General features: G+C 67.9%; 8 protein-coding genes, 1 tRNA gene and 1 pseudogene. 2 read left to right on the top strand and 8 right to left on the bottom strand.

Annotated elements, in window-relative coordinates; translation table 11 throughout:
• Positions 1-98 precede the first annotated feature (98 nt).
• Together ACZ7L1_RS39150 and ACZ7L1_RS39145 are read right to left on the bottom strand one after the other, a co-directional pair.
• A pseudogene (locus tag ACZ7L1_RS39150) lies at positions 99-341 on the bottom strand (DNA helicase); the annotation flags it as partial.
• Positions 338-622 carry a hypothetical protein gene (locus tag ACZ7L1_RS39145; RefSeq protein WP_471444478.1) on the bottom strand — a complete coding sequence of 95 codons (285 nt, stop codon included), beginning with the start codon at positions 620-622 and terminating at the stop codon, positions 338-340. The pseudogene ACZ7L1_RS39150 and the gene ACZ7L1_RS39145, both read right to left, overlap by 4 nt.
• 726 nt (positions 623-1,348) lie before the next feature.
• Between ACZ7L1_RS39145 and ACZ7L1_RS39140 the strand changes: the two genes are divergently transcribed.
• Both ACZ7L1_RS39140 and ACZ7L1_RS39135 read left to right on the top strand, forming a co-directional pair.
• The gene (locus ACZ7L1_RS39140) at positions 1,349-2,668 is read left to right on the top strand and encodes a DUF4419 domain-containing protein (protein WP_471444476.1); all 1,320 of its coding nucleotides are present in this window, start codon (positions 1,349-1,351) and stop codon (positions 2,666-2,668) included.
• A 318-nt stretch (positions 2,669-2,986) separates the two neighbouring features.
• Complete coding sequence (locus tag ACZ7L1_RS39135) at positions 2,987-3,172, top strand: hypothetical protein (protein ID WP_471444474.1); 186 nt, start codon at positions 2,987-2,989, stop codon at positions 3,170-3,172.
• A gap of 109 nt (positions 3,173-3,281) precedes the next feature.
• Here the strand turns inward: ACZ7L1_RS39135 and ACZ7L1_RS39130 are convergent, their stop codons facing one another.
• The 6 genes from ACZ7L1_RS39130 to ACZ7L1_RS39105 form a co-directional block, all read right to left on the bottom strand.
• Positions 3,282-3,524, bottom strand: coding sequence for a hypothetical protein (locus ACZ7L1_RS39130; RefSeq protein ID WP_471444473.1), 243 nt, complete (start codon positions 3,522-3,524; stop codon positions 3,282-3,284).
• Between the two features lie 290 nt (positions 3,525-3,814).
• Complete coding sequence (locus tag ACZ7L1_RS39125; protein WP_471444471.1) at positions 3,815-4,330, bottom strand: putative immunity protein; 516 nt, start codon at positions 4,328-4,330, stop codon at positions 3,815-3,817.
• Positions 4,331-4,675: 345 nt separating this feature from the next.
• Positions 4,676-5,047 (bottom strand): fic family toxin-antitoxin system, toxin component, encoded by a 372-nt coding sequence (locus tag ACZ7L1_RS39120; RefSeq protein WP_471444470.1) that lies wholly within the window; start codon positions 5,045-5,047, stop codon positions 4,676-4,678.
• Complete coding sequence (locus tag ACZ7L1_RS39115) at positions 5,044-5,295, bottom strand: hypothetical protein (protein ID WP_471444468.1); 252 nt, start codon at positions 5,293-5,295, stop codon at positions 5,044-5,046. The genes ACZ7L1_RS39120 and ACZ7L1_RS39115 overlap by 4 nt, the downstream gene beginning before the upstream one ends.
• Before the next feature lie 215 nt (positions 5,296-5,510).
• Positions 5,511-5,587, bottom strand: a tRNA-Met gene (locus tag ACZ7L1_RS39110).
• 47 nt (positions 5,588-5,634) lie between these two features.
• The coding region (locus ACZ7L1_RS39105) for a transposase (protein ID WP_471444466.1) at positions 5,635-5,912 on the bottom strand (278 nt) is incomplete at its 5' end.

Below are 5,912 nucleotides of genomic sequence, written 5' to 3'. Positions count from 1 at the left end.
GCTACGAGAAACGGGCCTACATCTACCTCGGCACCGTCACCCTCGCAGCACTCATCATCTGGCTCCGCTCATGATCCGAGAAACAGCGCCTAGTGGCGGCCGACGGCCGCGTATGCGAGGGCGTGGGCGGTCTTGCACTGGACGTTGGCGGGGAAGCGGGTGATGGCGTCCTGGGCGATGGCGCGGTTATAGGCCAGGTAGCGGCCGCGGCGGGCGTTTGGTGGCGCGGGCACGCAGGGCCAGAGGGTGGTCTTACCCGTGCCCGCTCCGGCTTGCAGGGCCAGGTGGTCGTCGGCGTGGAGGGCGTCGGCTGCTGCGGTCTGTTCGTCGGTGGGGTTCATGGCGTGGGTCCTTCGCGGAGCCGGGTGAGGGCGTGTCCGACGGCGGACAGCAGGTGTGCGGGGGTGGTGTGGGCGAGGAGTTGGCGTACGACCTTATCGAGGCGGTCGGTCTCCTGGTCGGCGTGTTCGGCCAGGGCCCGGTGGAGGGCCGCTTCGATGAAGCGCTCGGGTGCCTGTCCTGCGCGGCGGGCTGCGCGCTTGAGGGCGGTGTGAGTGTCCGGTGGGAAGGCGACGTTGAGCAGGATCTGCCCGTCGGCGTCAGGGTAGTGGGTGGTGATCACGTCGATGGGCAGCCGGGTGGCGTGAAGGCGGCCGCGTGGCGGTGGGCGGCTCGGCGCGGGGTTTTCGCGCCGATGAGGGGTGGCGTCGTGATTGGCGGCGAGCGGTCAGGTGCGGGCTGCGTGGCGGAGTTCGTCCCTGCCAAGGGGCCGGGTCAGCAGAATTTCCAGGGCGGGGTGCGGCATCGTCACCCGTTCCTGGGATTGGCTGGCCGGGGTTTGGGGCAGGCGGGCGCGGATGTGTGCCACGTGCAGGAGGGGAAGGCAGACGAGCGACCTCAGCTCGAAGTGGTCGGTGCCGTCTCGCCTGGCCCGTCATCCGGCTCCGTACTCGGCGGGCCAAGCGCCGCCCCGTTCGCCTTCCGCTGCGGCGGCCTTGCCCCGGCCACCGACCCAGCGGCCCGAGCCAGCTCAGCCCTCAACTGCTCGAACGCGGGCGCTCCTGACAGATCCCGCAACCTGCGACTTCTGCTCATACAGCACCAACGCGCCAGCGCACCCAACGTCACCGCGATACCGCCGAACGGAGCGCGCCGTAAATCTCAACCACTCCCCCGCCATGCGGCTGCCGCCGGCTGCCCGATCTACTGCATGATGGGGCGCCGCATTCCAGGGGCATCGTGAAATCGTCTGATCCAAAGTACCGACCTTGTCACAGCGGTGGGACAGAACCGAGGGTCTCATCGGTCTCTTACGATCAGGGCAGGTCACGGTTTCTGGGGGATACGGATGGCTTTCGAGATGGACCTGCCGCTCGCTGAAGACGCCAAGGCCGCTTGGCTCGCTTCCGAGCTCACCGAACTCGGCAACGAGCGCTTCCTGCGGGCTGTGCTCCGCGACCAGGCGCGCTTCCACCACCGCAGCACCGATCGCCTCGTTGGCTGGTCCACCGACGTTCCGCAGATCGCTGAGCCCACCTCCAGCCTCCTGCTGCGCGCAGTTCACCTGTGCTTCACGGCTCACCTGCCACTGAGCCTCTCACCCGACCTGTTCTGGTACGTCGTCGTGCACGAGGTAGCCGTCCACGTCCGCTTGAACTCCGGCACATACGCGGGACTCTTCACCGAAACGCCGGGGCACCAGCAGACCATCGCCGTCCGCGACGACCTGGCCCCGCTGGATTGGGAGCGCTCGATCAACCTGGTCCAACAGCCCCTGCGTGCCCGCATCGGCGATGATGTAGCCGACCTCTTCCAGCCCGCCTTCTCGACCACCACCCCCACCGACGCCACGGCCGCGCTCGTGGCGCTGATGGACGTGGTCAGCCCGTACTACCGCTTCCGGTGGACCTCGCTCTGCGGAATCCCCCGGATTCGACTGGAGGGCACGGACCGAGACTGGCGCCTGCTGGCAGCCCGAGTGCGGGAGCTGGAAGGATGGTTCGAAGGCCTGCGTCCGTGGTTCGCCGCCTTGCACCCGGTGCTGGACTCGATCAGCGCGACGGCCTCGGGGTGGGGTATCGACCAGGAATTCTGGCATTCGCTCTACAAGTGGGAGTCGGCGTCCGGCGGCGATAGGGTCACTGGCTGGATCACCGCTTTCTTCGCCCACCGATACACCGACGACGGACCGTCTCCTAAGCAGTCGTTCGGCCCGGGAACCACCGACGAGGAGGACTTCCCTTCACACATCTCCCGCGTCCCGTTCCGCTGGGAGACCCCCACCGGCACATTCGAGATGGCCTTCCTCGGCGGTGTACTCGGCACAGAACGCGACGGTGAGTGGATCCGGCCGCGCCTCGGCTACGCCGTGGTGGAACTGCTGCCCGCTACCGAGCCCCGCGACGAGCGCCTGCCCGGGTCGTGGACCATGGCTGATGTTCAACGCATCACCGGCTGCCCACAGGCCCAGCTTCTTACCACCCTGGGCACCGTCACCCTGCACGGCGAACCTCTCCAAGCCGACTGCGCGATCGACTTGAAGGGGCTCTGCGCGGTGCAGGCCGACAACGGCGACTGGTATCTCGGCGACCTTGTATCCGACACCGGTGATATCCAGTGCTGGGGTAACTACGGTCCTGACCTCGGCTACGCCCTTCGGTCGCTCTAGACCGTGTGGAGATGCGGCGCCTCGCTCGCACGTTGGCGCAGGTTGCCGCCACTGTGAGTGGCGGTACAGCCGTAGTTGCGGGAGGTGCCGGTCATGTTCGAGCCTACGTATGACGGACTGTACCTACACGCCCGGTCGGTGGTCGGGGCCGCGATCGATGAGGTTTCTGGGGAGATTCGGTCGCTGCTGCTGGCGCCGGAGACGAACTCGGTGGTGTGCCTGGGTGGCGTCGTTGCCTTCATTAGTGGCGATGACGTATGAGCGGACCGAACCGGGTTCGGACTGGCCAGGGCGTCAACGGCGGCGGGTGTGCGGTGCGTGGTGGAGGCCCCCTCGAAGGTCGATCGGCCGCCGGGTGACCGGGCCAAGACCGACCGGAGGGATGCCGAGCAGCTGGCGCGGCTTCTACGGATCGGGGAACTCCCGGCCGTGCGGGTGCCCACCAAGACGGAGGAAGCCTCGCAGGATCTGGTGCGAGCACACGAAGACGTACGCGGGGCCTGATGCTAGCCCGGCACCGAGGCCGCGATGGCCGGCCGACTCCTACCGTCTGGCCATCACCCGCGCTCGCGTCGAGCAACAGCCGGTCAGCTGAACTGCGAAGGACAAGCCCTCACCGAACGCTGCCAAGGTCGCCGAAGACTCGCACGATCCACTGATCCATCCTGGCCGCGAAGTCCGCCGCTGATTCGATGTCCGAGGCAGGGAGGGAACCGGCATCATCGAGGCCGCCGAAGAAGTCCACGTCGGCCCAGCCACCACGAAACAGGACTACCGACAGCTCAGCCTCCGCCGAACCGGAGATGACCAAGCCGAGCGAATCGGGATCACCCACCCGAGCCCTGTCGGTCTCCAACGGCTGAGGCCACTGGGCCTCCCCATCCCTCCAGGTCATCCCTCCAACCGCAAGGCCGGCCGACCTCCAGCGCGCGAGTCGCTCCACCAACACGGCAGCCGCCTCGTCGAGATCGAATACTGACGGCGACGCCCCGCCGGTTGGTTTCCGGCGGGGGTTGTCGTCGGTGAGGTGTCGTTTTCTTCCGCAAGGTGCCGGTGGATCACCACCTCCCGCGCCTGCGACAGCGCGGAGACCGAGAAGTGACGGCGATCAGCTTCGTGTGGCCGGTGTTGGCGCCCGACGCGCGCTCAGCAGTCAAACGCCGACCAGCAGATGTCGTTCCGCAATCGCTGGTCGTCAAGTACCAGCTCGCGAATCGCCTCCGGGAGCTGGTCACGCTGCCACTGGCACTCGAGTCGCCCTGCGGCCTCACTCTCCTCTTCTGGCGCGGCAGCGCGTGCGGCCTTGATCGCATAGGCAGCCGCACCGAGCTCGTGCGCGGCGACGTGTGCGACGACCGCGGCCTGGCCGGCGGCGTAAGCGGCATGCCGTGCTGCGCCACGCAGGTCTCGAGCCGCGCCCATTGCATGGCCGCCCGCCGCGCGGGCCTGCATCATCTTGACCTCGCCACGCACCCAGGCGCGGGCATGCTCGATCGCCTGGCGCGGCCGTGGGTCCTCAGGCTGAGCCGATTCGAAGAGGTCAAGGACGTGCTCCGCGCAAGCTGCCGCCCAAAGGGCGAGAAGGTGGTGATCCGAATCAGTGAGGGTCCCACCGCGGCGGATCGTCACGAAGCGAGGGTCCCTGACCTTCGGGAGGATCATGGTCGGCATTCCTTCCTGCCGGCATCCGCCCCACACCCGAGGACGCGCAGCCGCGGGTCTCCGCCGGTCGACGCCCGGCACCGCCTCCGCGTGAGACGCCCCCCTCGCAAGACGGCCCACCGGCACCGCAACGTCTCGAGAGCACTGCGCTGCCTACTGCAGCCTGGGCGAAACGCTGAACTGGCGTGGTGGAACGAGCAACCGACGAAGACCACGGGGAACCAGCCGAATACCAACGTGGCACCAGCTGGTCTACGACCTTCTGCCCCGCTTCGAGCCCTACCAGCACGCCCAAGGTGTACCCGAATTACTGGAACTGCTCGCCGTGAATTCCAAGAGGGCCGCTCAGGGCTTCCAGGTGCGCAGGAAGGACGCGATCCTGGCGGCGGTGCAGCGGGGGTTGTTCAGTTCGTGGGCGAGTGCGGTGAGCTGTTCGCGGGTGGGGTCGACGGGGATGTTGCTGGCCTCGAGATACATGACGGCGATCGCGCAGGCCACGGTCAGGTTGGAGCGCTCCAGCCAGCGGCAGCGGCCCAGAGTGTGTACCAGGGCGGCGGCCCGCGCGTAGGGGCCGTCGTAGACGGGGGTGTCGAGAAGCTCGCCGCGGTGGCGGGCGACCGCGGCGATGGGCACGCCGTAGTCGTCGGCGGCCGGGTCGCGGTGGCCGGCTCGCTCGGCCACCTCCAGAATCCAGGACTCGTCGATGTGCAGGATCACGCGGCCGCGCCCGGCTGCTGGGCGTACGGGGCGTCGAACTGTTGCTCCAGGTCGTCGAGGAAGGCACCGTGTTCGTCGATCAGCCGCTGAGCGGCTGCCATGCCGGCGGCGCGGGCGCCGGTGGTGTCCTCGATGATGAGGCGCTCGACATAGCGGTTGAAGTCCAGGCCGCGCGCGGCTGCGGCGTCCTTGCCGGCAGCGAGCACCTCAGGCTCCAACCGGACCTGCGTTTGCTTCTTGGAGGCCATGCCCTCATGGTAGCAGGGTGGTACCAATCGGCGGTGTGCCATACCCGGTAGACGGCGGGTGCAGCGGCGGCCAGGGACACGACCGCAGAAAATTGGCCATCCACTGCTCAAGGAGCGATAGGCCAGGTCACCCATGAAGGCTTCTCGGTCCGGGTTGGCTGGTCCGTCCCGCGGCGGCAGCGCAGAAGGGGCCCGCGCTTGCGGGCCCCTCCTTCTGGTAGCGGGGACAGGATTTGAACCTGCGACCTCTGGGTTATGAGCCCAGCGAGCTACCGAGCTGCTCCACCCCGCGTCGGTGATCCCACTCTACGTGACTCCTCCCCCTCATGAATGAGGGGGCTACGCCTTCTCCACGGCCTTGTGACGGCGCTTCGAGCCGCGCTTGCAGCGGCTGAGCGCTTGCTGCGCGGCTTCGAGCTTTGCGGCGGCTCTCCGGCCGTGTCGGGGGTTGGGCACGAAGCCACCGTTTGAGTCGGCAAGGAAGTTGGCTATGCCCATGTCGATACCGGCTGCGCTGCCCGTCGCCGCAAGCGGCTCAGGGGCTGTCTGCTCGGCGGTCAGGATGACGTACCAGCGCTTGCCTTCGCGCTTCACCGAGACCGTCTTGACCTTGCCCA

Source organism: Streptomyces sp. NPDC107546 (genome assembly GCF_055639175.1).
This window is presented reverse-complemented; position numbering and strand designations above follow the sequence as displayed.

Coding starts and splice junctions, on each gene's coding strand:
- ACZ7L1_RS39115 (WP_471444468.1), bottom strand. CDS start 5,295: ATGGCCTCCAAGAAGCAAACGCAGGTCCGGTTGGAGCCTGAGGTGCTC.
- ACZ7L1_RS39125 (WP_471444471.1), bottom strand. CDS start 4,330: ATGATCCTCCCGAAGGTCAGGGACCCTCGCTTCGTGACGATCCGCCGC.
- ACZ7L1_RS39140 (WP_471444476.1), top strand. CDS start 1,349: ATGGCTTTCGAGATGGACCTGCCGCTCGCTGAAGACGCCAAGGCCGCT.